At 51.9% G+C, this 23,419-nt stretch carries 20 protein-coding genes; 11 read left to right on the forward strand and 9 right to left on the reverse strand.

Going from position 1 to position 23,419, the window contains the following annotated elements:
- Window positions 1–75: 75 nt before the first annotated feature.
- Together KTE_RS30075 and KTE_RS30080 are read right to left on the reverse strand one after the other, a co-directional pair.
- Window positions 76–2,766: a bifunctional DNA primase/polymerase gene (locus KTE_RS30075; RefSeq protein ID WP_201387978.1), complete on the reverse strand. Its 2,691-nt coding sequence runs from the start codon at window positions 2,764–2,766 to the stop codon at window positions 76–78.
- Window positions 2,767–2,856: 90 nt separating this feature from the next.
- Window positions 2,857–4,557: a DEAD/DEAH box helicase gene (locus tag KTE_RS30080; RefSeq protein ID WP_201387980.1), complete on the reverse strand. Its 1,701-nt coding sequence runs from the start codon at window positions 4,555–4,557 to the stop codon at window positions 2,857–2,859.
- 184 nt (window positions 4,558–4,741) lie between these two features.
- On the opposite strand from KTE_RS30080, the gene KTE_RS30085 reads away from it, so the two are divergent.
- On the forward strand, window positions 4,742–5,959 hold the full coding sequence (locus KTE_RS30085) for a pentapeptide repeat-containing protein (protein ID WP_201387982.1): 1,218 nt from the start codon (window positions 4,742–4,744) through the stop codon (window positions 5,957–5,959).
- Between the two features lie 277 nt (window positions 5,960–6,236).
- Entirely contained in the window at window positions 6,237–6,731 is a 495-nt protein-coding gene (locus tag KTE_RS30090; protein WP_201387984.1) for a DUF6461 domain-containing protein, read from the forward strand.
- Window positions 6,732–6,782: 51 nt separating this feature from the next.
- On the opposite strand, the gene KTE_RS30095 is transcribed toward KTE_RS30090, so the two are convergent.
- The gene (locus KTE_RS30095; RefSeq protein ID WP_201387985.1) at window positions 6,783–7,601 is read right to left on the reverse strand and encodes an SMI1/KNR4 family protein; all 819 of its coding nucleotides are present in this window, start codon (window positions 7,599–7,601) and stop codon (window positions 6,783–6,785) included.
- 72 nt (window positions 7,602–7,673) lie between these two features.
- On the reverse strand, window positions 7,674–8,411 hold the full coding sequence (locus KTE_RS30100; RefSeq protein ID WP_201387987.1) for a hypothetical protein: 738 nt from the start codon (window positions 8,409–8,411) through the stop codon (window positions 7,674–7,676).
- Window positions 8,412–8,848: 437 nt separating this feature from the next.
- Between KTE_RS30100 and pepE the strand changes: the two genes are divergently transcribed.
- Window positions 8,849–9,583 (forward strand): dipeptidase PepE, encoded by a 735-nt coding sequence (gene pepE, locus KTE_RS30105; protein WP_201387989.1) that lies wholly within the window; start codon window positions 8,849–8,851, stop codon window positions 9,581–9,583.
- A 58-nt stretch (window positions 9,584–9,641) separates the two neighbouring features.
- Here the strand turns inward: pepE and KTE_RS30110 are convergent, their stop codons facing one another.
- The 3 genes from KTE_RS30110 to KTE_RS30120 all read right to left on the reverse strand — a co-directional run bounded on the left by KTE_RS30110 (window position 9,642) and on the right by KTE_RS30120 (window position 11,852).
- Window positions 9,642–10,157, reverse strand: coding sequence for a hypothetical protein (locus KTE_RS30110; protein WP_201387991.1), 516 nt, complete (start codon window positions 10,155–10,157; stop codon window positions 9,642–9,644).
- Between the two features lie 98 nt (window positions 10,158–10,255).
- Window positions 10,256–10,963, reverse strand: a complete 708-nt coding sequence (locus tag KTE_RS30115) for a sigma-70 family RNA polymerase sigma factor (protein ID WP_201387993.1) — start codon at window positions 10,961–10,963, stop codon at window positions 10,256–10,258.
- Between the two features lie 76 nt (window positions 10,964–11,039).
- A complete protein-coding gene (locus KTE_RS30120; protein WP_201387995.1) occupies window positions 11,040–11,852 on the reverse strand; it encodes a hypothetical protein in 813 nt (270 codons plus the stop codon).
- A 766-nt stretch (window positions 11,853–12,618) separates the two neighbouring features.
- On the opposite strand from KTE_RS30120, the gene KTE_RS30125 reads away from it, so the two are divergent.
- Window positions 12,619–13,872: a helix-turn-helix transcriptional regulator gene (locus KTE_RS30125; RefSeq protein ID WP_201387997.1), complete on the forward strand. Its 1,254-nt coding sequence runs from the start codon at window positions 12,619–12,621 to the stop codon at window positions 13,870–13,872.
- Window positions 13,873–13,889: 17 nt separating this feature from the next.
- Window positions 13,890–14,900 carry an aldo/keto reductase gene (locus tag KTE_RS30130; RefSeq protein ID WP_201387999.1) on the forward strand — a complete coding sequence of 337 codons (1,011 nt, stop codon included), beginning with the start codon at window positions 13,890–13,892 and terminating at the stop codon, window positions 14,898–14,900.
- A 745-nt stretch (window positions 14,901–15,645) separates the two neighbouring features.
- Here KTE_RS30130 and KTE_RS30135 read toward each other — a convergent pair.
- Both KTE_RS30135 and KTE_RS30140 read right to left on the reverse strand, forming a co-directional pair.
- Complete coding sequence (locus KTE_RS30135; protein ID WP_201388001.1) at window positions 15,646–16,416, reverse strand: hypothetical protein; 771 nt, start codon at window positions 16,414–16,416, stop codon at window positions 15,646–15,648.
- Window positions 16,417–16,641: 225 nt separating this feature from the next.
- Window positions 16,642–17,982: an IS701 family transposase gene (locus KTE_RS30140; protein WP_201391025.1), complete on the reverse strand. Its 1,341-nt coding sequence runs from the start codon at window positions 17,980–17,982 to the stop codon at window positions 16,642–16,644.
- A gap of 267 nt (window positions 17,983–18,249) precedes the next feature.
- Here KTE_RS30140 and KTE_RS30145 point away from each other — a divergent pair, with 267 nt between their 5' ends.
- The 6 genes from KTE_RS30145 (at window position 18,250) to KTE_RS30170 (ending at window position 23,157) form a co-directional block, all read left to right on the forward strand.
- Window positions 18,250–18,642: a VOC family protein gene (locus tag KTE_RS30145; RefSeq protein WP_201388003.1), complete on the forward strand. Its 393-nt coding sequence runs from the start codon at window positions 18,250–18,252 to the stop codon at window positions 18,640–18,642.
- Window positions 18,643–19,252: 610 nt separating this feature from the next.
- Entirely contained in the window at window positions 19,253–20,128 is an 876-nt protein-coding gene (locus tag KTE_RS30150; protein ID WP_201388013.1) for an HNH endonuclease, read from the forward strand.
- A gap of 328 nt (window positions 20,129–20,456) precedes the next feature.
- The gene (locus KTE_RS30155) at window positions 20,457–20,846 is read left to right on the forward strand and encodes a (deoxy)nucleoside triphosphate pyrophosphohydrolase (RefSeq protein WP_201388015.1); all 390 of its coding nucleotides are present in this window, start codon (window positions 20,457–20,459) and stop codon (window positions 20,844–20,846) included.
- 66 nt (window positions 20,847–20,912) lie between these two features.
- The gene (locus KTE_RS30160; RefSeq protein ID WP_201388017.1) at window positions 20,913–22,115 is read left to right on the forward strand and encodes a DNA/RNA helicase domain-containing protein; all 1,203 of its coding nucleotides are present in this window, start codon (window positions 20,913–20,915) and stop codon (window positions 22,113–22,115) included.
- Entirely contained in the window at window positions 22,061–22,369 is a 309-nt protein-coding gene (locus tag KTE_RS49875) for a DNA/RNA helicase domain-containing protein (RefSeq protein WP_201388019.1), read from the forward strand. The genes KTE_RS30160 and KTE_RS49875 overlap by 55 nt, the downstream gene beginning before the upstream one ends.
- The gene (locus tag KTE_RS30170; RefSeq protein WP_201388027.1) at window positions 22,366–23,157 is read left to right on the forward strand and encodes an IS5 family transposase; all 792 of its coding nucleotides are present in this window, start codon (window positions 22,366–22,368) and stop codon (window positions 23,155–23,157) included. Before KTE_RS49875 ends, KTE_RS30170 begins: the two co-directional genes overlap by 4 nt.
- Window positions 23,158–23,419 lie beyond the last annotated feature (262 nt).

Here is a 23,419-nt window from a genome sequence, read left to right on the forward strand (position 1 = left end):
CAGAGGCGCTTTATGGGTTTGGCTATCAGGAGCGAGACCTACTTGTGCGGGAAGTTGCGGAAGTTGTAGCCCGTGCTATATATATGTACTTTCTCCCTCAGAATTTTCTTTATACGTAACGGGTAGAACTTCCGCAACTTCCCGCACGACTTTCCAAACACCGAGTTTTCGATGCGAGTCAACATGCTTCTCCAGACGAAAATTCTCCTCGCCAAAGCATGCATCAACCCACTTCTCAAGCGCCCTGCCGAGGCGTATGCTAAAGCTACGGGGCTTCTCTTTCAGGGCGATTTGCAGGGTTTCAGGGAGCGCCTCAAAGAGGGGAATATTCTCACAACTTCCCGCAACTTCCGCAGAAGATTCGTCTTCGTGAGATAGCTCATTCTCGTTCTCTGAGAGATGGGCGATCACTTCCTTAATCGTGACCCCATCTTCCCCAAGGAGTGAATGCCAGGTGCGTAGGAATAGTTCCCACTGCGCAGAAACTTCATCCGCCTCCTCATAGAGCTTCCCCAGATTGGAGAGAAAACCAGAGACACCAGCATATTCGAGAATGCCTCCGACGGTATTCACCCATCCGGTAAATGTTCCCAGAGCAGGCAAATGAGCATACTTCGGCTTCCCGGCCGCAAACCAGGCTCTTGCGAGTGTGAGCAATGCTTTCACCAGCTTGCCCCGGTGCTCAGTAACCCAGGAAAGAAGGTCCTCATGTTTAAATCCTTTACGCATAAAGGGGCGTGATACTTTGGCGTCCAAACGAATACGGTAGCAGCGGCGAGCAAGGTCGCCGCCTAGTCTGATATTATTGCCTGTAGCGAGCCAGGTTGCCCGATGGGGGACCTTCGTCATCTTTGATTGGCCGAGAATACGGCCTTTCCATGTCGTGGAAGTGAGTACACCGTCCAGATGCTTGGATTGGAGGCGCCCCGTGATATTGTCGATGGTGATAATGGTAGAACCCTCAAGCAGGAGAGAGGTAATCGCCTTCTGCAATTCCTCCTCGCTGTCTGACATCGTGAGAATGGCGGCACTGGTGCCGGTTGCGATCACCGACACCACATCACTGAGTAAGCCCTTCCCGGTTCCCTGTTTGGGAGCATCAATGAGAGCAAGTGGTACGTGGCGAGCGATTGCCGGGCGCAGGATCGGAGTGAGAAGCAGACCCAGGGCATTCGCTTTGTCTGCTTCGCTCACGTACGGAAATTCCCCGATGGTATCCCAGAGCAAGGCCAGGGCCTCCTCGCGTTCCTGTTGTGTGGGATGGAGCGAGACTGTGCAGTCTCCCATGCCAGGGACTGGTGCATAGTAAAGTTTGGTTACTTGGTCATATCCTGGTGTATCAAGGATAGATCCATCCGGGCGAATCACAGGTGTTTCCACGATGGCGGCCAACGGGGGAAAAGGGAGGAAAGGAGCCTGTGTTTGTCGAGCAAGCGCCTGTTCAGCAAGCTCCCTGGGCGGAGAGATCGGCACCTTCTCATATGCGCCTTCTTCTCCAGCAACTTTTCTTAGCCGGTAGTAGTTGGCAGTCTGGGTGAGCACCTCCTTGACTTCAGTGACGCCCATCTGGGCAATGATCGGACGTCGCATCTCGTCACGACTGACACGAACCATGCGCGAAGACTGCATGAACAAGGAGGGATTGCGCCGTTCCTGCCGCATAATTGCGTCAATCGCCTGGTCAGTGCGCTCACGTAGTTGCGAGTTGTTGATCAGGATCTCTGGCAGTGGCTTCGGCTCCTCTGGCTCCTCAGGGGTTGCGGTCCCCGTGACCGTCGTTCCCGATCCGTTCCCTCTTCCACCGCCTCGCTGACCACTTGAAGCAGACTGCGCACCTTCAAGAGGGGTCCAGGGTTCACGGGCTTCTGAGCCATAGGCACTTCCCAGGCTTGCTAGTGCTTCATCGATGGTATAGGGCTCCACGATGCCTTTGGTATTTGTCTTTGGGGTGTGCTCGACATACTGGCTCATGACCCCCTCCGCCTCGTTGGCAGTATAACCGTTGTCGCGCAGCTGGCACACGAGCCAGAAGCCAGTATCGTTGCGCCCATTCCCCTGCTCATGGATATGTTTGAGCGCACGCTCAAGAAGGGTCGAGGCTGCAATGCGCGTCGTCGATGCCGCGCTGGTCACTTCCTGCCCTCTGGCGGTGCTGGCTGAGACCGGAGGCTGAAGCAGGTTCAGAAAGGCCCTCAGTTCCTCGGGCAAACAGTCGAGAGGGTCAAGCTGAGGATCACGGAGCCAAAGGTAGGGTCCGCTCTCGCTCTCCCCGCAGAAGGCCGCATAGCCTCCATCTGCTCGGATATCCAACCCCGGCCAGCGCGCACCAAGTTCACGCTTGCTCTTACTGTTGAGAGTGGGAACAGGCCAACCGGGATGCTCAAGGTAGACATGCGCGCCGCCTGAGCCTGTTTGAACGTGTGGGCTGAGTCCCAGCCTATCGCGTGTTTCCTGCCCTGCTTCCCCATCGAAGTCGAGCACAACCAGACGGTTGATTTTGCCAGTGATGACCGCCCACAATTGCGGTGCGTATCGCCGCTCCCAATACTGGATCTCTTTGAGCGAGGCGCACCGCGTTTGATGTATTTTCCACCCCAGCCGCTTGGGCGTTCCATCAGGATAATAGGTTCCTAAGGGAAAGGGGCGCTTGCCAGCATCGAGCGGAAAGACGGACCACCCACGCTGCTCTAATGCATCACGAGCAATCTGGGATGGGACCATCTCAGCCCAGGCCGGGGCTGAGGGACGCGATGAAGTGAGAAGCATTCGAGACCTTCCTTTCAGACTCGATGAGCGATTGAAGGAGCAAAAGAAGGAGAGCAGGCCATGCGGGACTACTCATATGGGGAATTTGCCTCATGATGTCTTTTGCCTGGATCTGGGGGCCTGTCTGGCGACGCGCTGTTTGGCTTTTGCTTGCTCACGTCTCGCCTTTTCTTGTCCGATCAGATCCGAGGCCTCGCCGCTGGTAATCTCTGGCTGAAAGTCGAGACCATAGTAGCGCAGCGTGGAGAGTTGTTTGAGAGATGCTGGGTACGAGCGCCAAGGCGCATGGCTATCGACCAGCACCCGCTTTTTCTCGTCGGTCTGCAAAAGCCGCGCTTTCATCTCGGCATGGGTCTGGGCCCATTCCAGCGGGGATTCTTTGAGCCAGAGCTGTGGCTTGAAGGTTGGTGCGAGTTTTGCCCAAACCGCATAGTACCCCTCCCTCAACGCGGAAGGGACGAGCGCGATCCGGTGCCTGTGCTCGCCGACTTCGAGGACATACGCCCCACTTGAGAGGCGCTTCCAGTCCATGGGTGCCAGGATATTGACGAGGAGATCGCTCGTGCGCGCCAGCACTTTGGTGGTTCGTTCATTGCCCTCCTTCCCTGGCTCCGATGGAGCTGGAGCCTCAGCCGCTTCGGTGTGAAGGCGATGGCGTGCCTCAGTGATACTCTCCCCATTGCGCATGTCTACACCCAGCGCCTGCTGAAGCAGTTGCGGTTGTAGTCGATGCTTGAGGCAGTTGTCGGTGACATCGAGGATCACACAGTCGCGCTTGCCTGGAGCCAGTCGCGTCCCTCTGCCTATCGCTTGAGTATAGAGCGCACGGGACTTAGTTGGACGGGCCATGATAATACAAGAGGTTGCGGGATGGTCATACCCTTCAGTGAGCACGCTGACATTGCAGAGCACCTCAAGCTCTCCTCGTGCATACGCCTGGAGGATATGCTTGCGCTCTTCTTGAGGCGTGTCGCCGCTGACCACAGCGGCCCGAAATCCCGCCTTCTGGAAGGCTTCGGCCAGGTGGTGGGCGTGCTCGACGGTAACCGCAAAGCAGATGGCCTGCCGATCCTTAGCATGCGCCTGGTAGGCACGCATGATGCGTAGGTTACGCTCGGGGGTATCGACAGCCTCCTCCAGCTCTCTGGTTTTAAAGTCGCCTCCTTGTGTGTGTACACCATCCAGGGATGTTGTGGTTCGGACTGCAATGGCGCGCAGGTCGCAGAGGTAGCCTTGCTCGACCATCTCAAGGATGGTGGTGGAAAACACCGGCTCCCCAAAGATGGACTCAATGCGCTGCTTATCGAGCCGGTCAGGGGTTGCGGTCACTGCGAGCACGAACGCGTTGGAGAGGGCTGCAAGCACCGCCTTGTAGCCATCAGAGGTCGCGTGGTGGCCCTCATCGATCACAACCAGCTGGTACCTAAACTGGGAGAGGTTCTTGAGGTGCTCAGGCCTGCTGATCGTTTGGATCGAAGCCACTGTGGTGGATGCGCCCCACTCATGTCGTCCAGTTCCCACCTGCCCAACGACTGCAGTCGGGTCAGCGAGGCGAAACTTATCCGCCGCCTGTTGGAGCAGCTCCTGACGGTGAGCGATCACCAGGGTCGTGAGACCGAGCCGTCGCGCTACTTCGGTAAAGACGACGGTTTTGCCGCACCCGGTGGGAAGCACCACCAGTGCTTTTCCACCTTCGGGCTGTTCCTGGTACGTATTCAGGACGCGTTGTACACATTCCTCCTGGTAGGGCCGAAGCGTGAGCGCCAGTGGTGGTGACGGTGCTGAAAGCATAGGCAAGGGGTCCTTCCTAGAAAAAGCCCTCCTGCACCTATCAGGAGGGCTCATTACGCTTCTCAACGTCTACTTTTGTTCTCTCGCTTTTATTGCGTTTACTTACTTGATTTGTCGCCCCTTTACGAGTTAAATATCTGTGATGGCTACATTGCTCTAGATGTAAGAGAAGAGGAAAAGTACGGTGAAGCAAAAATTGGCACATTGGTGGGGAAAGCGAAAAATGAGCATCGCTACGATTTTGGGAATCACAGTGTGCGTGGGGTTAGTTGCACTTTCACAATATCAAACGCCCAAGTCTCTTTGGGAATGGATGCAACTCCTTGTCGTACCTCTTGTCCTGGCAGTGGGTGGTTTCTTGCTCAATCACACGACAAGCAAAACTGAACAAGAAAACACCGAAAAACGATACGTAAATGACCAGGAAATAGCCAAAGAACGATATTTGAACGACCAGGCGATCGCGAAGGATAAACAACTGGAAGATTTACTCCAAACTTATTTAGATCGAATGTCCGATCTTTTATTAGAAAAGAATTTGCGCCAATCGGCAGCCGATGCTGAAGTCAGGAATGTTGCCAGGGTAAGAACACTGACTGCATTGAAGCAACTAGATACACCTCGAATAAATTATCTGCTTGCATTCTTACGAGAAGCCAAGCTCGTGACCAGTGAGCGAGGCGCCAGTATTGTCTCTTTACATCAAGCAGATATGAATCGTATGGATTTGAAAGGATTTGATGCCCATAATCTAGATCTGAGCGAAGCGGATCTCAGTGAAGCGAACCTGAGCGGCGCCAATCTTGAGCAAGCCGATTTGAGCGGGGCTCGCCTCAATGAAGCGAACCTGAACATGGCCAGACTCAGTAGATCGAGTATCAGAGGATCTCACCTCTTTAAAGCTCGCCTCAACAGGGCAATACTTGTCGGAGCCGATCTCAGCATGACTGACCTTATAGGAGCAGATCTCTGCCGAGCGGATCTCAGCGGGGCAAGATTGCACAAAACCCACTTCGATGGAGCAGACCTCAGTAACGCTGATTTGAGATCTGCCAAGCTTGAAGGAGCCTCTTTCTGCCGAGCGAATCTCAGAGACTCTTACCTGAACAAAACCGACCTGAGCGATGCAGATCTTAGCTTCGCAGATCTCAGCAATGCGGATCTGAGCGGAGCGTGTCTCAATGGAGCGAATCTCAGTGGAGCCAATCTGAGCGGGGCGGATCTCAGCAATGCAGACCTCAGCAATGCAGACCTGAGTGGTGCCAACCTACGTGGGGCGGATCTCAATGGTGCTATTCTCAACGGAGTAGTGCTTCTCGATACAAACATCCAGCAGGCATTGCGTGTCTCTAAGGATCAGCTCAGTAAGGTAAGGGTGAATCATGGCCAGCCATCGCAGTAATGCCCTGGAGGGCTAGCATATTCATTTGGAAGCTTGTCCGGTTCAGTATAGTAGCCCCGACCAGCTCCTTCCGCGATGGCTAAGCGGCTAAAGGACAACTGCAAGATCTGAAGAAACCGAAGACTGGCTCACCAGAAAAATGGGTGTGACAAAGAATATCCGAGCAATGAATGGAAAACATGAGGAGGATTGCTGTATGTTTGATAGTCTTTCGCATCTGAACCAGAGATTTTCGCCGTTCTGTGTGACCTTCGCTTGAGGGATAGATGGGCCCGAGATGCTCACCCGCTTCGGAGGAGACCCGTCCCATGCCTGGCCGATCCCCTGTGGAGATCTTGATACGTTCCAAGATCTTGAAGCCTATGAGGATCTCGATATCTGGCAAGATCTCCACGGACCTATTCTTCAGGTAGGACAGTGCGGAAACTGGGTTTTTGCCATTGAATTGATGCATGAGGATCAAAGCATTCGTCCGGAAGTGCTTTGCGCCCTTGCAGCCGGAACCGTAGCAGTCTCGGTGTACCGTGACGTTAATGCTCTCACACTCTTGAGTTATGCGGAGAATGGAGTGCTCTTGGAACAGTTTGAAGCATCAGATCCGATTCCAGATCGTCTCCAGACAGTGCTTCGCCAGGCAAGAATCGATCCGAATAGCGAGAATCGGAATGCCATCCAACTCATGTCTGCCCTCCTTGAGGCTCTGGGGATTCGCCTGGATGAGGAAGACCTAGCAAAACCGTTGCTCACCGGGATGATGACCCCATTGCCATAAACCTGAGAGGGCTGTCTATCTAAGGATATTGTTCTCTGGGCGTTCGAGAATCTAGACCTTTTTCACAGCCCATTCCTGCAGCCAGGAATTGAAGGGCTTCACTGTCTTCTCCAGTTCATAGTATCCCGGGCGTTCTGAGGCATACCAGTAACACAAAAAACCACGCTGATCACAGCAGATCTCCACGCAATCGCCCCAATCACAGAGGGGGATAATCTGGCGCGGCCAGACCTCAGCAGGGAGAAGAAGAACTTTGGAGCCAAATGCTTTCTGTTGCCACTGGTCAGGCGAATAAGCCTCAAGGTCTACCAGGGATGCAGAATCACTATGATTTTTCACCATGGACTCCTCGTTGTAGAACATCCCCCCATTCGGAAGCGCGGTATAGCGCGTTCCGTACCCTCCAATCGTTCCTCTCAGTCCCGCAGCAGGTCCGAAGCCGCCGTTGGCGAGGGAGAGATAAAGGTCGGTCAACTCTTTTGGCAAAGGGAAGCCAAGGAGGTCTTCTGTGACCCGAATTTGTTCGGACGTCGCTGGAAGACACCAAAAAACCGCTAACGTTGTGTTTCTCGGGCGCAAACCCGTTGGTCCATATCCCGTCACTTGAGCCTTTAACCGAATTTGCTCGATAAGTTGTTCGGTCGTAGGTGTGATATTCATCTGTTGTTGCTCCACAAAATCCTGCAAAGGGAGGGCCAGCCAGTCTGAGACCAGCAATGCAATCGCAATATCCGAGATTTCGGCCCGCTCAATCCGTTGCAAGGTTGCAGCGCTGACGCCAATCTCAGAAGCGGCATCGCGCAAACTCTGCTTCCCGCGCTTCGTTTGGACCATGGCGGCCATTCTCTGCGCATCAAAAACGCTTTTCACAACCCATTCTCCTATGGCACTTGTTTCTTTAGAGGTACATGTACCATAAGAGAAACAATCTTGTCAAGTCTTTCAAGGATACACCGGGATGACATCCTGAGCCCTCACGTTTATTGGTTTCGTCGTGTTGGGCTTGGGATCGCCAGGTGTATAGGGGCCGTAGGGGTAGTCAGCAGGAGCAAACCCGCTAGGAGAACCGGCCTGAATCTCCCAAACAGAAAGATCAACTGAAACGTTCTCTCTACCTGGCTTCTGCTTGATGAGTTGTTGCAACGTTGTCTGCCAGGCAGGAAACCCCTCATCGCAGGTATCACAGACTCGTACCTGCGAAAACACCACAATATGAATGACGTGAAGGTTTTTGAGTTTGGAGTAAACCTGGTCGGGAAACAGGTTGAATTGTACGTATCTCAGTGATTTCTGCTCACAGTGATTCTTATTGTTCTCCCTGCCGTACCCCTCATAGATCAACCCGGGAAGCGTTGCCAGGTTACCCTGTGCATCTTCAAGGACAACGGTGAAATCGCAATAGTTGGCATTACTGCGATTGACTCTCCGATAGGCCTCGGCTTCCTGAGCCAATGCATAGGCTTTTGCCCCGGCATCAAATCCGCCTCCTGGCACACCTTTAAGCCCGCCACTGCCAATGAGAGCGCCGCTATACAACAGGGCCGCCACGACAAGGCCTACAATGAGTACAATGATCCAACAGCCACCAGAACGGTGATGTTGCGCACCGCCGGTACGGAGCTTTTCGCCCTCGTCTTGATCCTGGTCCAGCTCTTCGAATTCCTGGTCTGGAGAAGACATGTTTTTCCCCCTCTTTGTGAGGTGTTAAAACTGTAGTTGCTGATTTGTAGGCATAAAAAAGCCCTTGAACGAAGGTGATCAAGGACAGGTGAAGTTTACGCGTAGATCCAGGGAACTCAATCGCCAGCATCATCGACAGGGGGCGGTACTGTTGTCGTAGTGGTGCCTGTATACTCACGGGATGCGCAACAAGATGTGCATTCGTCTGAATCCGCCTCGCAGGCTCGTTCAACGCTCACACTTTTTAAAACAGCGCAACCACACATTTGACAAGAGCAATCTGTCTACGTTAAGATCGAGACGAGTACTTCATTCAAGAGAGCAGAGGACAATACCATGCAACCCATTCCATGCGTGATCCTCCAGCCTCTCCGAGATCTCGCTCCCGCAAACCTAGACTCAGAATACTGAAAAGAAACAGAGGGAAAATTTATCTCATGCAGAATGAGCTTCTTTTGTTGAGCAGTTCAGCCGTTTTTGGCATGAAACCGTTGGAATACGCGCTGGATGTGGTGAAAGAATTTCTGAATGGCGAAAGCAATCTTCTCTTTGTCCCCTATGCCCTTGCCAATTACGATAGCTACACCATGAGGGTGCAGAACATGCTGGCCCCACTCGGCGTCGCTGTCGAAGGAATACACACGGCGGTCAACCCTCGTCAGGTCGTAGAGACGGCCCGCGTGCTCTTCGTTGGAGGCGGCAACAGTTTCCGCCTTCTCAAAGCGTTGCAAGAACACGACCTCCTTGCCATTGTGCGCGAACGTGTCGAGGCTGGCGAGTTGCGCTACATGGGATCGAGTGCAGGCACAAATATGGCCTGCCCCAGCCTGCGGACGACCAACGATATGCCCATCGTCCAGCCATCCTCCTTTGGCGCATTCGGCTTAATCCCATTCCAGATCAACCCACACTATCTCGATCCCGATCCCCATTCCCATCATCAGGGAGAGACGCGTGCTGATCGCATTGAGCAGTTTCTGGAAGAGAATGATGTCCCCGTGCTGGGGATGCGTGAAGGTTGCTGGCTACGTCGGAGTGCTTCCGCGCTCATTCTGGGTGGCATCACTGGGGCACGTCTCTTTACCCGGAACGCAGAACCACAGGAGATCACCCCAGGGACAGATCTTTCCTGGCTGTTAGAGACGCGAGCTCGCTTTGATTGGCGTGGGTAGTCAACTGCGTCCCGTGAATCACATCGTTGCATTGCTGAAGCTGCATGTCACCTCTCATTTATGGGTGCAATGTAATAGCGTGAAGCGTATGCTCGGGAGCCTCTACAGACTCAGCACACCTGCACCGTGTTGCATAGGCATGCTCAGCCGCTTTGGCTAGCGCTTCTTCTTCCGTTTGCCCTTCTGCGGTATACAAAGAGTGATAGCCACAGAAACGGCACCAATAGCCTCCTACAAGCGCTTTCGCAGTGGAATAGGGGCTGATAAGCGGCTCTTTGCCGGTAATAGCAACAATCTCGTCATGATAATGCACACATCGATCAGGATGAGATTCTCTGTGAGCTGCCATACGTTCCCAGCGCTGGCAGTCTCGCGCTTGTTCCTGCTCCCAATGGACCTGACAGGCCTGCACGGCATCTTGCGGTCGAGAGAAATGCATGTATTCGCACTCATCGTCGAGGATTCCATATGCAATAGGCGTACCTAGTGGGTGAGAGACAGTGGCTTCGAGGGGATACCACTCATCGCCAAAGTGAACAATTGCGTACCCAGGAGGAAGGGTTTGAGGCCTCATCAATAGACTCTCTTTCCAGGGCATCCAATGCCCTTTGTAGCAAAGGTCGAAGAAAAAGAGGGGTACTACAAGGACGCGCTAAGAGAGGACCAGGAATGTTAGGAGACGGCCTCGCCATCTGTCAGGCACCGACTCAGATGCTTATGAAGGTTTGCAAGCGCACGCTGCTTGTGCTGTTGGACGTTTTGCCTACTCCAGGTAAAGCGGCGACTAATGGTTGCGAGCGACTCAGGAGGACCGTCAACACCATAGAAATGATGGAGAATGACAGTTTGCTGTGCTGGCGTCAGTTTCGCGATAGCTGCCTGAAGCTGCTGAATAAGGCTTTGAGACCTATGAGGAAGGGGGGCTTCTTGCTGGAAAGGGGCTGCGATCACATCAGCTAGACATGTCGCGCGATCACTTTCACGTGAGAGAGGTGCATCCAGACTCAGCATTCGTAATCCATGTGTGCGTGTATGAGAAGAGGCACTTTTGATCATGGCCAGGCGTGCAGCCCCCATCAAGTACGCATATGGATTGGGCTTGCAGAGTGCTTCTGTATAGACTTCGAGCAAGACGAGATTCGCCTCCTGGACGAGATCCAGCCCGTCGATTACAGCCTCTGTCAGGCACATCTGGCGTGCAAATCGGTATGCCATGGCGCGCAATTGCGGTTGCAGAGACAGGATCACCATATCGCGCATGGACACATCAATTTCGGCAGGAGGCGTCCCATCAACATCAATGGCGGTACCCTGGGTACTCTCGCGATGCTCGGTCGTGCGGACCGGCTCTCTTAAGAGCATGGCAATATTTTGACGCATAACGTCTCCTCAGTCGGCTCGCGAGGAGCGACTACATGCATGATAGACAAAGTACAGGTGAGCAGAGAGAAGAGCGCTAGGCAGCCTGAAGGAGGTGTTCAGGCACTCCGATGAGCAGCCGCCAGGAGTGCCGCTGTTCGCGCTTGTTGAAGTATGGGATCGCATTTACCACGCGTTGCCTGGCATCGCGATGCCAGCGTTGTACCTGGGCGATCAGAGCACAGTTTGTCTTCACCGCGAGGTGATTGACCTGCTCCGTGGAGCGATAAAGCCTATCCATGAGGGTATCGATGGCCGCGCAGAGGAAGGCCTGCTGCATATGAAATGCACCGATGGAACGGGTCGAGACTTCGCGCAGTTTCTGGAGAGTATGTGCCTCGGTAGGTGTTCCGGCCATGACGGCTTTAAAAGCCTCTTGTAAGCGTTCCTGTGTGACTTCCACAGGCAGATCCAGACGCTGAAGGGCGACGGCTGGCTCAGGAGTGAATGGCTTTTTCTGTTCCTCTGGCTCGATGCGAATAGTTGGCTGATTCGCGGCTGCGCGTGCCTCAAGCCGTGCGAGGATAGAGTCGGGATCTGCGCCGTCTAGCCGTTTGTCCCAGGGCGCTGCATAGCGTAGCTGTTCTTCTGCGATGAAGACCTTGATAGGGTGGGTATGAAGCAACTGGGGGGTAGCCGCAACTTCGGCTTGATAGAGATCGCCACAGGAGAGGCAACGAAGGACACGGAGGTGGCAGAGACCGTCATGCGAAGCCTCCTGGCGTAGAGTAAGTGGCGTGAGACCGTCTTCCTCCATCTGAAGAGGATCGTCAGAAAGGATCGTTGCTGGTGCAACACACGGGTTGAAGAGACCAATGCGTTGCGCGAAAGTTTGCGGTGTCGTTGTCATAGTTGGCTCCTTTTCATACTAAAGCCGACTCGTGATTGACACCAGGCCTGAGTTGCGATAAGGTAAGAGCAGGCCCGATGTTAGGGCATCTGGACTGGGAAGTTTTCCAGGCTTTAGCCAGTCCAGATGTGAGTTGGGTTCCGGAACGCCCGTAGGTGTTGTCAGCGCCTGCGGGCGTTTCCTGTTTCAAGAATAGTGCATTTTTGCGTTACTGAGCCTTCAAAGGCCCATCATTCACCCTTGAAATACCCATCAGAGCATTCAAGGTTCGTAAGAGATCTTAATACCATCATGATAGCATTATGTTCTCTGGCGAACATAATAATTATGTCTCCTGGCGAACCTATTTGTCAAGGGGGTATGGTATAATGTTGTCCAATGAACATAATTTCATGAGGGAGGCTTGCATGCTAAGAGACATTGATGCTGGCCGGGAGTGCATTACAACGCCTGATGCCTCGATGAGGTCTGGCTTGAGTACCACACATCTGGCTCGTCTACTGAGGAATGGGACGTTGGAGGGCAAAAAGCTTGGGAATGATTGGCTTGTCTATACTGACTCACTAGAAAAATATCTGGCAAAACCACGCAAGCCTGGCCCCAAGGGCCCTATAAAGAAAAAAGCTATCCGGAAAGATAATTCTTTATCTTCATCGGAAGACGCTGGAAGTAAGACGTTATAAGTAGTTATAAGAGTTCGTGGATGCTGTTCTAGAGTAGTGCGAAGTAGCTAATGGCCAATGAGAGTGTGCATGGAGGTACCTCGATGAAAAACACATTACTTCGCCTGGAGCGGATGCGTAAGAGCTGGACACAGCAGCAATTAGCGGATTTTGCGGAAGTATCGCTATCGACCATCGAACGAGCGGAACGAGGCGAACCAATCAGAGTTGATAGCATCCAGAGAATATGTTCTTGCCTTAACAAGTCTCCCGAAGAACTCGGATTATTAAAGACAGGTATACCTCTGGAAGATATCACAGGTTCATTAAACCCAGAGGATAATGATATGCACAGACGCAAGGCTTTACAACTACTGGGTATAACAGGCTCCTCACTTATAATAAGTACTTCCTCTGCAACAATAGACTTGGACGAGTTGGAGACACTCTTTAGTCGAAAACTAGCACGTCTTCAGGAATGGGTTCTTGAGGGTTTGGAAGATGGAACACGACTACGTTGGCAACTCTACTATACGAGCGGGAATACACTTACTGAGGATGGATTACGCAATCAGATCATAAAGCTAGAGCAACTGGCCGATGAGGGTGGACCAGCACATGCTAAAATTTGCAGGGTGTTAGCGCAAAACTATCAGTTAGCAGGAAGCTTAGCTCGCGACAAATTCCACTACACAATGGCTCTGGATCAATTCCACAAAGCCCACATAGCTGCTGAAGAGTCGCAGTCATTCGACATGGTAGCTACAGCCGTCGCTCGACAAGGACTAGCGCTCCTCCGACAAGAGAATGTAGAAAAAGCTTTAGCCTTGTATCGTAATGCCTGCCAAATTGCTGTTAAAGCAGATCCTCTTACAAAAGCATATGTAACTTCAGGGCTGGCGGAGGCTCTTGCACGAAATGGGCTTCGGGATGAATGTTACCGAACCTTAGACCAAGCAGAACTTCTCTTCGAGCGCGCTCAGGGCGTTCCCCTGGAGGAAGACTTTTCATATGTGCGTCTATCCCTCCAGTCGCTGGAAGACTCGCGAGGCGAGTGCTATGTGCTTCTTGGGGAGCCATTAAAGGGCTTAGAATATCTCCAAACGGCCGCAGAAAGTCTTGATCAGAAGATCAGTCGCAACTATTGTAGATTGCTTATGCAACAGGCAGAAGCATTTCTCGTAGCAGAGCAGCCAGACCTGTGCGTACAGTATGCCCTCCAAGGATTACAAATTGCTCGTATGATTGAAAGCACCAGCAACATCAATTGGTCTCGTGAAGTCTACATGAAGCTACGAACCTCAAAATGGAAAAATGAGGGAGTGGTAAGCGAGCTAAAAGCTGCTATTGACGCTTAGTTGAAGGGGAATGTTATATGTTGAGATATGAGGGAGCCTCTGTTTATCTGGGGCATGCACAAATCTCAGCGAGCCGCATAGGTGTAGGAACTTGGGCTATCGGAGGAGGATGGGGGCCACAGCCTGATAATCAATCATTAAACGCTCTTGGTAAAGCTTTGGAACTTGGCAGCGCAGTAATTGATACTGCCCCACTCTATGGGAATGGCCATGCGGAACGATTAATAGCCCAGGCTTTCCGCTCCCAGGGGGAGAAAGTCACTACTTTAACAAAAATATATCCCCTTCAATACCACTGGGCGCCAGCTCCCGGTACTCCTATTCAGACCACTTTTCCTGCTAAACACATCTTTGAACAAGCAGAGGCAAGTCTACGACGCTTAGAAACAGATTGCCTTGATTGTCTTCTGTTTCAAACGTGGTGTCCCTCCTGGGCCAAGGAAACAGAGTGGTATGAAACTATGGTAAAATTGCGAGAACAAGGTAAAATTCGCTCCTTCGGCATTTCGGTAAGCGATCATCGTGCTTACGAAGCTAATGAGATCATCAAATCCGGATTAGTGGACATAATTGAAACGCCATACAATATCCTCGATCAGCGTGCAGCCCACCATCTTTTCCCACTCGCAGTGAAGCACAATGTAAGCATCATTGCTCGTAGTCCTTTAGCTTCTGGGGCTTTGACTGGCAAATGGTACGACGAAATGAAATTCCACCGCACCGATTGGCGCAGGCGAGTTTTCAGGGAAAAGGTGCTGCAACGGACACTTCGACGTATCTCGGCAATAAAGGATCTAGTAGAGCCTGGAACAAACCTTGCCCAAGTTGCTATACGCTTTTGTTTAAGCCATCCAGCTGTGACTTCTGTCATTCCTGGAGTGCGTTCTGAGGCTCAGGTGACATGTAATCTTGCGGCTCTCGAACAAGGGCCACTACAACAAACGTTACTTCATCAGATTGAGAGATTGTGGCAGGAAGATTTCCAATATGAGGTGCGAACAAGTGTGGGAGAAGAAGGAGAGGGGTAGGTTATGCATGAAAGATGCTAGCCTTGAATAATTGCGCGGACCAGAAGTGCTGACCTATCGAGCACGAGGTTCGCGCAACCGATGGCCTTTGCCAGAACATGGCTTGAGAAGTGGTATGAGTGTTTTTTTTCGGCATACGGATGTGAAAAAAGGTCGCGATTTGGAGAGAAAAAGCGTATGATAGAAGAGGTTCGCGCAGCATGAAGAAGGAACGGTCTGTCCAGGTTGGGTGACTGGGCAGCGATAGCAGCGTCCCTTGCGGGTCGCTGAGGATTGAAACAAGCTGGTGGCCATTTTATCCATGCTGGTGCTGGCATAGCAGCGTCCCTTGCGGGACGCTGAGGATTGAAACACCTCACGGCCTGAAACCATGTACCAAGCCACCAGATAGCAGCGTCCCTTGCGGGTCGCTAAGGATTGAAACAAGGGTGCAAACTTTGCCGGAGTACCGCAATCTAAAGTAGCAATGGCCCCGAATGGGTTGCTGAGGATTGAAATATCAACGCAGAGCCTTATGACCTTGCGCGAGCACGGTAGCAGCGTCCCTTGCGGGTCGCTGAGGCTTGAAACACAGAAGAACAGCTACGCTATGCAGCTCCCTGGGTTGTAGCAGCGGCTCGAAAGGGTCGCTGAGGCTTGAAACAACTACACACACTACAGTGGCACTTCTTTTGGAGAAGGATGGGCTGAGCGAGCCTCGGAAGCTCAGCAGTTCGGAGGAAGTGAAGTCCAACCAAGCGATCAGCTATGCCAGGTGAGCTTGCAGAGCCTTAGCTGCCTGTTCTAAGACCGCAATGGTCAACTCGTGGTTGGGTGCCAGACGCTGGATGTAGTTGTGGTTGCGGATATGCCGATGCGCCCGCCAGGCCCCTTTAGGGACGCGCCACTCGTGATGAGCCGTGAAGTGGCCCGATTTTCCCACAAACCGAAACGAGTCCTGCTTTGTTACCCAGGCAAACCACTCCCCTGTATCAGGCTCAAAGGGGAGCACGCCATGCTTCGGACAGATCACTACATAATACCCCTCTTCGCCATACTCGACGCGCGGGATGACATGAACCGGCTTGCGAGGCGTTTTGGCAGGAGGATGAGAGCGGGGAGCCTGTGGTGCAGGCTTGGATGGACGACTGGTTGCCCTGGCTGGCCTTGTTGGAACAGTTGGGGTGGTTGAGGCTTGCTCGTGCTGCTGGAGCAGGAGGGTGAGATCAGCCACCTGCTGTTGCAAGGCGGTGATCTGGGTCTGTAAACAGGAAAGCTGCTCAGGCAGCTCAAGGAGCGCAGCAGGCAACGGAGGGACCTCGCTCTTCACAGGGGCCAGTGGAACCTCGGGAAGATTAACCAGGCTGCGCTGATGCAAGCGAGCCAGCATCTGGAGGTGTTCCGATCTCACCCCTTTTTTACGGCCATCGCAGGGATGGCTTTGGAGGGGAAGCTGCGCATCAGCCAGCCAGCGGTGCAGCGTTTTGACATCAATGCCGAGGTGATGAGCCGCCTCGGCCACAGACACAAAGATCATGGGATTACTCCTTTCGGATAGAGTGCCTCACAAGAACGACAAACGAACCTTTTGACGTGTTGGGAAAAGTCCTGGGAGTTTCGCCGACAAAAGGCAAGGGATGATGACGAGGAAAATTCCCCGGAAAAGTCCTGGGAGTTTTCAAAGGCAGGTGTGCTGACAAAAGGTAAGGGATAGGTACGAGGAGCATTCCCCAGAAAACTCCTGACAAGAGCAGCAGCCAGCTTAGGCTGAACGGGCTTTTTGGCGACGGCGACGATGATAGTAGCCCGCCCAATACTGATGGGTGCGCCGAAAGAGGGACCAGGCAGAGATGAGAGGTGCCGAAGTGGGAGCAGGAAAGAACAGGCGAGCCAAGAGATGGTGCACTTCGGAGGGGGTCAGCGGGAGCAGCGGTAAACTGGGTGGAGGTTCCTCCTGGGAACCTGGGGGAGCAAGTTGCTTGAGACAGATGTTGACCAGGAAGGCGTAGGCCAGTATCACCAGGGTGATGTGGCGATACCAGCCGAGATAGCTGCGTACCTCATACTGGTCAAGTCCCAGCGCTTTGCACGCTTGCAGGTCCTCTTCGATGTGCCAACGGCAGCCAATGGCCTGCACCATGGTGGGCAAGGAGGTGTTGGAGAGAGCCCAGACCAGGAAGTAGGCCACCTCGTTTGGGTTGTCCAGACAGCGGCGAAAAACGAGCCAATGGCGACCGTCGGGGGTGCCTGCCTGTACGATCGGCAAGCAAGCCCAATCAAAAAGGCGCTCCCCTTTGGTGCCCTGACTGGCAGAGAGGCGCAGCCAATCCCGAGCACGCAGCGCTTGCTTGGCAATACTCGCTACATCACTGAGCAGGCATCCGGTTGGGGTTTGTACACACATGACTTCAATGGAGGGAACGGCCATCGCGTAGGCGTAGCCTTGCTCTTCGAGGAAGAGCCGTAGGTCGGGACTGTGGCCGTACACGGTATCGGCTACCACCCAGCAGATGGACAAGCCTGCCGCCTGAGCACGCTGGACCATACGTTTAGCCAGTTCAGGTTTGGTGGCAAAGGGAACCTGATCGGGGATATGAGCGGCTCGCCTGCGAAGCAGATCAGCGCACCACTCTTCGGGCAGATACAACTCGCGGTCGATGAGGGCATGGCCCCGGGCGGTGACGTACGAGAGAAAGACACCTACTTGACAATTTTCGACGCGCCCGGTACGTCCACAATACTGGGGGGCGACGCCAGCGGAGTGGTGCCCGCGTTTGGGAAAGCCGCTTTCGTCAATGACGAGCACCGGGAAGAGCGGGATGCCGGTTTGTGTCAAAGGGTGCAGAAGCAGGGTTTGGCAGACCAACGCACGCAGATCATCACGCACCCCATCCTCGTTCCAGACCGCCTGCGAGAGCAAGCGTTGCATGCCGTAGGGCCGTGCTTGTCGGGCGTGTTCAGCGATGTGCCAGCCATTTTTTCTGGGGATGTCACTCAGGACAGCTTGGAGGTAGAGTAAGGCGTGCAGGTGGACTTCGGGGCGCGCAAAGCGGGGAGAGAGACGCTGATGCAGGTGCAGTAAGCTCTGGAGCCAACTGCCCATCTCACCCAGGTTTGGCCCGGCTTGCTCTAATATGGTACACTGACGTTGCTTCATGCCTTTCTCCTGATCTATGAGACAGCTCGAATAATAACTGTAAATACTTCTAGCATGTCACATCGACACGCGAATGGCATGAATTTTTTGCTAATCGACGTGAGTTCTGGATAAATCGACCATTACCAATATTGTTTCTCCAGCATTCAGATGCTCTCATCAAGAGACTCCTTTGTCAGCTTCAAAGCTCAACTAGAAAAGGTCCTAAGACAGATGAAGATTTTACAGACCCTTACCAGGCTTTATATTCGCAGGGAACACCTTGCCACCAGCGTGAAGTTGTATGAAACACAGTTTCAGGTGAAAAGCAGCATGCGTGTCACTTTTCCTGAAGTTGGTTTGGAGGCAGTACAGGTGGGACCGTTGCTCCTCTTCGCTGGCCCAGAACAAGCGCTGGCTGCCATCAAAGGCACGCACGTGAACGTCCTGGTTGATTCAGTTAAAGAGTGGTACGATTTCCTGAGCCAGCAACAGGGAATCGTCTTTCTCGAAGAGCCTCATTATGCGGCAACCGGTTGGGAAATGCGTGTGCAAAATCCCGATGGGGTCGTGTTCAAATATGTCGAGCCCAGTTCTGGAGACGGCTCTTTTTATCAGGTTGTGTAAGTAACATGAGTTCTGGATACGTGCGCTCCATCGATGCACGTATCCAGAACTCATGTTACTCAGGGGAAATTCCGGGGAATTTGGTTCTCTTCTCAAGATGGGATGTCTCGCCGGGGAAACAAAGGGGAAGAAATGAGGAAAATTCCGGGGAATTTGGTTCTTTTCTCAAGTGCCACTGTAGTGGGTGCACACCGCGCACATCAAAGTCTGAATAGTTGCAGCGGCGCGTTGGCGTCGCTGAGGATTGAAACTCTTCAAGGTATTGCTGGAAGAGATGGAATGTTCAGGTTGCAGCGGCGCGTTGGCGTCGCTGAGGATTGAAACAGCGAACGGTATTTATCGCCTGATAGGCTTTTTACACGCTGCAATAATTGCCCAGTTTGAATCTTCCCAAATATAACTGCATGATGTTATATTTATGGATACAATCTATCTGTACTAAATACACTTAATGCTCCATTCCACAATAATTTCATTAAGATTAGATCGACTCAATCCTAGTGATGGTGAAGGACTTAATGTACAGCTTGAGAGCTCAAAATGCGGGAAACAGCCGAAAACGCTATCAATGAAAATATTTATATCATAATCATTAAAGGAGAGTTTACGAATGCGACGACTCAATGTGCGCCCAGCCCAGATTGACGAGTGTATTCAAAAGTCTATGTTTGCGTTTAGCTTTAAGCCACAGAATCCGGAATTGCAGCCAGGCGAGCTTCTTCTGCTTCAACTGGTAAAAACAGAAGCAGTCCGGTTAGGGAAATTGCACAGTCGCATCGATTTCGCGCTCGTATTTGACCACATCGAGCCAGACCATGATGGGGCGATTAGCCGCCTACATTGGCCGAAAGAGAACCGAGTATGGCCATGGATTGTTTATGGCTCAGCGACGGTCCCGACCATCCCTTTCAGTCTGGAAGATCTAGGCCTATCTGTGGATTATGACGGGCAAACTAACCCGCGGTACATCGAGCCGCGTGATGAGCAACTTATTAGACCTTACATTCAGTGGACGCTCGCCGAAGTTCCAGAGCCAGCTTTGCAACTTGTATCTGCTTCTGAGGTCGTGCAAACATTCGGTCAAAAGCGTACACTTGCGGCCATCTATAACCACGATCGCATTGCTGTCTTGCACAAAGTCCCAAAGAGAATGGTGACAATTGAGCAATTTACACGCAATCAGTTCCTTGCAGACAACCTCAAATCATATTATGGGAACCGCTGCCAGGTATGCGGCAAAGATTTTTTACCAGACTATGGTGTTGCTTTTTCTGAGGCGCATCATATCCAGTATCTGGCTCAAGGTGGTCTGGATGTCAGTGGTAACATTGCGGTACTCTGTCCAAACCATCATCGAATTATTCATTCCACAAACGCTCAATTCAATCGCAAAACTCTTACATATGAGTATCCAAATGGATTGCGAGAACAACTGCTTCACCCTGATCACTTCGTAAACGCACCACCATTCCTAGCCCTTGGATGAAATCATATTTTATATTTCACCGACTAAAGGAGGGTTGAGTCAAGGGTAAGTTGGACCGCTAGAAAAGCTACTCGATCTCTTCGTCAAGACGTCCCATACTTCTGGAGGCGCAACTCTTAGGGCTGGAGTCCCACGCAAGCAACTCATGCTGGCCGCGATGTTAATAAAGGAATTTGCGTATATGCATCACATGGGAAAGATGGCTTTATCAGATTGTCCCGTTTCTTATTCTCGCTTACAATGGCACCTAATACGCTTAGATTTAGAGCACTTTGTTTCCAGGTAGGTCGTGGTGCCTGTAAAAACATAGAAAGAAAAACAAGCAGCTATGAAAACCGTTACAGCAGCTATCCTCATATTGAATGACAAAATCCTTATCGCGAGAAGAAAAAAAGGGGATATTCTGGAGGATAAATGGGAATTTCCTGGGGGAAAAATTGAACCTGGCGAATCACCGGAACAATGTCTCAAGCGCGAAATGATGGAAGAATTCGGTGTTGAGATCGAAGTAAAAGATTTTTTCTGCTCGAGCATTTTCCGCTATCAGCATATCGAGATTGAGCTTTTAGCCTACCGTGCCGTGTATGTACAAGGTGAATTCCAACTTAATGCTCATGCAGAGATACAGTGGGTTACGAATAAAGAGCTCATGAAGTTCAATTTTTCTGAAGCAGATATACCTATTGCGCAAAAACTATACGAATACAATCTCCGTTAACTTTGCCTAGTTCTGTTTTCTGGCAGATATCTTCTAATTGTTCTTGATAGGAGAGAGGACGCGCTTATGTCATATGTAGATGGATCTACATGCGGTTGGCACAGCACTATCAATGCCTTTCTACAAACCTCTGAACATGACTGGCTACGCAGTCTTCAACACCACCATCTCGCTTGTATGAACGAGCAAGCCAATGCATCACAAGTGAGAGCATGGCAGAATTGCTTCAAAGTTCTTCAAACGCAGCTGGCCGCTCTCGTAAACCTTCGTAGGGATACGGCTGACTGGAATATTGTTTTTGAATATGAGTTGCCACGAGAACGTGGCCGGCGCATTGATGTTGTCATTCTAGCCCGTACCACAATTCTTGTTCTCGAATTCAAAGATTTTAGTACAATTCAACGAGCTCACATTGATCAATCTTCTGCTTATGCACGAGATTTGCAGCATTACCATGCGTATTCACACAATTATCGCGTCTATCCCCTCCTCGTTTTAACCCGCTCAAACACACATACTGTTAAAGATGATGATGTTTATGTCACCTCACCAACTAACCTGGTAGACTTACTCCAATCTTTGGTAACAACTGAAAACAAGCCCTCAATCGATCCTTATAAATGGTTGGCTGCAGATTATACTCCGCTCCCATCGTTGGTAAGTGCAGCTCGTACAATCTTCCGCCACGAGCCGCTGCCTCAGATCCGGCGAGCACAAAGTGCTGGTATCCCAGAGACCATAGCGAAGCTATTGCAGATTAGTCGGCAAGCACAAATGAACAACGAGCATCACTTAGCGCTTGTCACAGGCGTTCCAGGTGCTGGGAAAACGCTGGTTGGGTTGCAATTCGTCTACGAAAATCACTTTGGCGATAGCGAAAGTAAAAGAACAGCGGTATTTTTATCTGGGAATGGGCCGCTGGTCAAAGTACTTCAGCATGCTCTCAAAAGCAGCGTTTTCGTTCAGGATGTCCACGGCTTTCTAAAACGATATGGTGGCACGCAAAAATGGTTGCCAGAAGAGCATATCTGGGTATACGACGAAGCTCAGCGCGCATGGGACGCAAAGAGGGTTCAAGAAAAACGAGGACACAGAGCCTCAGAGCCTGAAGACTTTCTCCGCTTAGCTGAAAAAATGAATTCCTGGACACTCATGATAGGGTTAATTGGTGAAGGACAGGAAATCCATTTGGGAGAAGAAGCTGGTATTGAACAATGGAATTACGAGAACGGTACCAGGGCCAAGAAGAGAAGCGCTATGGGCTGCTAGCATCATCAAAAGCAAAGAATTTGAGTGCCTATGGCATACACAACGATTACAACTACACCAAGAACTTACGTGAAGGCCCTTGGTATAACGACTCTCCAAATTCTAACTTTTCTTGCTGTCAACTTCACGATGTAGCTACTGAGTTTGCTTGCCAAGGGCTTGAACTAGACTTTCCTATCATAGGATGGGGGAGTGATTTAGACCGTGTTTTGGAAATGGTAAGGGAGAAGCACTGTGATAGACTGGAAGGATGAGTACAAGTTATCCCAGCAGTCTTTCGGATGCGGAGTGGGCATGCCTGCAACGCCACCTGCCTCCTTTCCCCAAACGTGGCAGACCACCAATGCATTCGTTGCGAGCCATTTTTGACGCGATTTTCTATGTCCTGCGCACCGGTTGTCCGTGGCGCTATCTGCCAACGAACTTTCCGCCATGGCAAACGGTGTTCTATCATTTTCGCCGTTTGCGCCTCAAAGGCATTTGGTTTCGGCTGCTCACGGCCCTGCGAGAAGCCGAACGCGAGCGAGTGGGCAGGAACGCACAGCCCAGTGCTGCAATCATAGATGCTCAAAGTGTCAAGACCGTCGAGGAATCCGCCGGGATCTGTGGCTTCGATGGGCATAAGTGTGTGAAAGGACGCAAGCGCCATATTCTCGTGGATGCACTTGGCCTTCTCCTGGCCGTGTACGTCACTCCTGCCGATTTGCACGATGGGAAAGGTGCCCGATGTCTGCTCGTCGGACTCGCCCCACTCCTCCCACGCCTCAAAAAAATCTGGGCCGATGCGGCGTACCGTGGGCAGGAATTGGCTGTCTGGTGCCAAGCGGAGGGTGGCTGGGATCTCGAAGTAGTCGAGCGACAGCCAGGCACGCGTGGCTTCAGTGTTCTCCCCAGACGGTGGGTAGTGGAGCGATCACTGAGTTGGATCTCCCGTAATAGAAGAATGAGTAAGGATTACGAACGAAAAGTGCAGACCAGTGAAACGCTGATCCAGGTGGCGATGATTCGACTGCTGCTTGCTCGTCTGAGGCGAAGCAGCTGACCTGTTTCTAAAGACATACAGCGAAAGCCACTCCTTTCCTCAATCCTTCCCTGTAAATCCCAGGATGAAACTGGTGGCTTTCACAACAATTATCCTGGTAGGCAAGCTACTTATTGAGATCTTGCCCACTGGGATAATTGTTGTATTTTCGCCAGAATAACTCGATCATAAAGCAATTTGTTCTATTCACTTTTAGACCGGTACCCTTACCAGGGAACGTTGCCTGTTGTGTGAGGCAGACGATGCCATATCGGACAGGCAT

The sequence above is a fragment of the Ktedonobacter sp. SOSP1-85 genome (genome assembly GCF_016587415.1).
Classification (GTDB): Bacteria; Chloroflexota; Ktedonobacteria; order Ktedonobacterales; family Ktedonobacteraceae; genus Ktedonobacter.

What these genes read in the sequence shown, in the direction of transcription:
- KTE_RS30075 (WP_201387978.1), bottom strand. Translation starts at nt 2,766, where the DNA reads ATGCTTCTCACTTCATCGCGTCCCTCAGCCCCGGCCTGGGCTGAGATG.
- KTE_RS30080 (WP_201387980.1), bottom strand. Translation starts at nt 4,557, where the DNA reads ATGCTTTCAGCACCGTCACCACCACTGGCGCTCACGCTTCGGCCCTAC.
- KTE_RS30090 (WP_201387984.1), top strand. Translation starts at nt 6,237, where the DNA reads ATGCTCACCCGCTTCGGAGGAGACCCGTCCCATGCCTGGCCGATCCCC.
- KTE_RS30100 (WP_201387987.1), bottom strand. Translation starts at nt 8,411, where the DNA reads ATGTCTTCTCCAGACCAGGAATTCGAAGAGCTGGACCAGGATCAAGAC.
- pepE (WP_201387989.1), top strand. Translation starts at nt 8,849, where the DNA reads ATGCAGAATGAGCTTCTTTTGTTGAGCAGTTCAGCCGTTTTTGGCATG.
- KTE_RS30110 (WP_201387991.1), bottom strand. Translation starts at nt 10,157, where the DNA reads ATGAGGCCTCAAACCCTTCCTCCTGGGTACGCAATTGTTCACTTTGGC.
- KTE_RS30115 (WP_201387993.1), bottom strand. Translation starts at nt 10,963, where the DNA reads ATGCGTCAAAATATTGCCATGCTCTTAAGAGAGCCGGTCCGCACGACC.
- KTE_RS30120 (WP_201387995.1), bottom strand. Translation starts at nt 11,852, where the DNA reads ATGACAACGACACCGCAAACTTTCGCGCAACGCATTGGTCTCTTCAAC.
- KTE_RS30125 (WP_201387997.1), top strand. Translation starts at nt 12,619, where the DNA reads ATGAAAAACACATTACTTCGCCTGGAGCGGATGCGTAAGAGCTGGACA.
- KTE_RS30130 (WP_201387999.1), top strand. Translation starts at nt 13,890, where the DNA reads ATGTTGAGATATGAGGGAGCCTCTGTTTATCTGGGGCATGCACAAATC.
- KTE_RS30135 (WP_201388001.1), bottom strand. Translation starts at nt 16,416, where the DNA reads ATGATCTTTGTGTCTGTGGCCGAGGCGGCTCATCACCTCGGCATTGAT.
- KTE_RS30140 (WP_201391025.1), bottom strand. Translation starts at nt 17,982, where the DNA reads ATGGGCAGTTGGCTCCAGAGCTTACTGCACCTGCATCAGCGTCTCTCT.
- KTE_RS30145 (WP_201388003.1), top strand. Translation starts at nt 18,250, where the DNA reads ATGAAGATTTTACAGACCCTTACCAGGCTTTATATTCGCAGGGAACAC.
- KTE_RS30150 (WP_201388013.1), top strand. Translation starts at nt 19,253, where the DNA reads ATGCGACGACTCAATGTGCGCCCAGCCCAGATTGACGAGTGTATTCAA.
- KTE_RS30155 (WP_201388015.1), top strand. Translation starts at nt 20,457, where the DNA reads ATGAAAACCGTTACAGCAGCTATCCTCATATTGAATGACAAAATCCTT.
- KTE_RS30160 (WP_201388017.1), top strand. Translation starts at nt 20,913, where the DNA reads ATGTCATATGTAGATGGATCTACATGCGGTTGGCACAGCACTATCAAT.
- KTE_RS49875 (WP_201388019.1), top strand. Translation starts at nt 22,061, where the DNA reads ATGGAATTACGAGAACGGTACCAGGGCCAAGAAGAGAAGCGCTATGGG.
- KTE_RS30170 (WP_201388027.1), top strand. Translation starts at nt 22,366, where the DNA reads ATGAGTACAAGTTATCCCAGCAGTCTTTCGGATGCGGAGTGGGCATGC.